Consider the following 1,232-nt stretch of genomic DNA (forward strand, 5'->3'; position numbering starts at 1 on the left):
GTTGTTTACCACACGACAGGGCCGCGAATGGAGCTGCGCCTCTTGCCATGGCGCTGTGCCCACGCAGGCCGGCAAACATGCATCCACCGGCAAGTCGATTGGCCCGTTGGCGCCGGCCTTCAACCCTGTGCGTTTCACGGATGCAGCGAAAACCGAAAAATGGTTTCGCCGCAACTGCAACGACGTGCTGGGCCGCGAATGCAGCGCAGCCGAAAAGGCCGATGTGCTGAGCTGGCTGCTCACGCTCAAGCCCTGACGCGGGCAACACACCCTCCGGAAAGGAAAACATCATGGTTCGCCGCCTTCGTTCCCGCTTATACAAATACTGCGCCGGCCTGCTTGCTGCCGTGGGCGTGGCGCACACCGCGCTGGCCGATGGCGGGAGTCTGGTGCCGCTGCTGCCCAAGTACCAGCAGGAGTGCGCGGCGTGCCATGTGGCTTACCCGCCGGGCATGCTGCCAGCCGCGTCGTGGCAGCGCGTGATGGGCAACCTGAAGAACCATTACGGCACCGACGCTTCGCTGGACGCGGCCACGGTCAAAGAGCTGTCCGTCTGGCTGGACGCGCACGCGGGTACCTACAAACGCGTGAGACAAGAGCCGCCGCAGGATCGCATCACCCGTTCCGCGTGGTTCATTCGCAAACACGATGAGGTGGCACCCGCCACCTGGAAACTGCCGGCGGTCAAAAGCGCAGCCAACTGCATCGCCTGCCATACACGAGCTGACCAAGGAGAATTCAATGAGCGCGACATCCGCATCCCCCGCTGACACGGCGGGAACCCCTTCGGCTGAAATACCCGCCCAGGCCCAAGGTAGGGGCAGGGTACTTGTCTGGGATGCGCCGGTGCGTGTTTTCCACTGGTTGCTGGTGCTCAGTTTTACGGGGGCCTACATCACCGCCGAAAGCGAAAGCTGGCGACTGCTGCATGTCATGCTGGGCTACACCATGGCGGGTTTGGTGATCTTTCGTGTGCTCTGGGGTCTGGTCGGCACGCGTTACGCGCGCTTTTCCAGCTTTGTGCGCGGCCCGCGCGCGGTGGCAAGCTACCTGCGTGCCCTGCTGCGTCGCCGGCCGGAGCACCATATCGGACACAATCCGGCCGGCGCGATGGCCATCGTGGCGCTCCTGGGGCTGGCCGCGCTCATCGCCGCGACGGGCTGGGCCACCTACAACGACCTTGGCGGCGGCTGGCTGGAAGACCTGCATGAGCTGGGCGCCAACACCATGCT

Annotated in this window: 3 protein-coding genes; all 3 read left to right on the top strand. The window is 64.4% G+C overall.

What is annotated here, in order from left to right; genetic code table 11:
* Positions 1-256: DUF1924 domain-containing protein (locus AC1DWI_RS23715; RefSeq protein ID WP_477725983.1), on the top strand; the 256-nt coding region annotated here is incomplete at its 5' end.
* A gap of 34 nt (positions 257-290) precedes the next feature.
* On the top strand, positions 291-770 hold the full coding sequence (locus tag AC1DWI_RS23720; RefSeq protein WP_477669573.1) for a diheme cytochrome c: 480 nt from the start codon (positions 291-293) through the stop codon (positions 768-770).
* Positions 742-1,232 (top strand): cytochrome b/b6 domain-containing protein (locus AC1DWI_RS23725; protein WP_477725984.1); only part of this gene is annotated, 491 nt, incomplete at its 3' end. The genes AC1DWI_RS23720 and AC1DWI_RS23725, both read left to right, overlap by 29 nt.

Source organism: Polaromonas sp. P3_C2 (genome assembly GCF_056402675.1).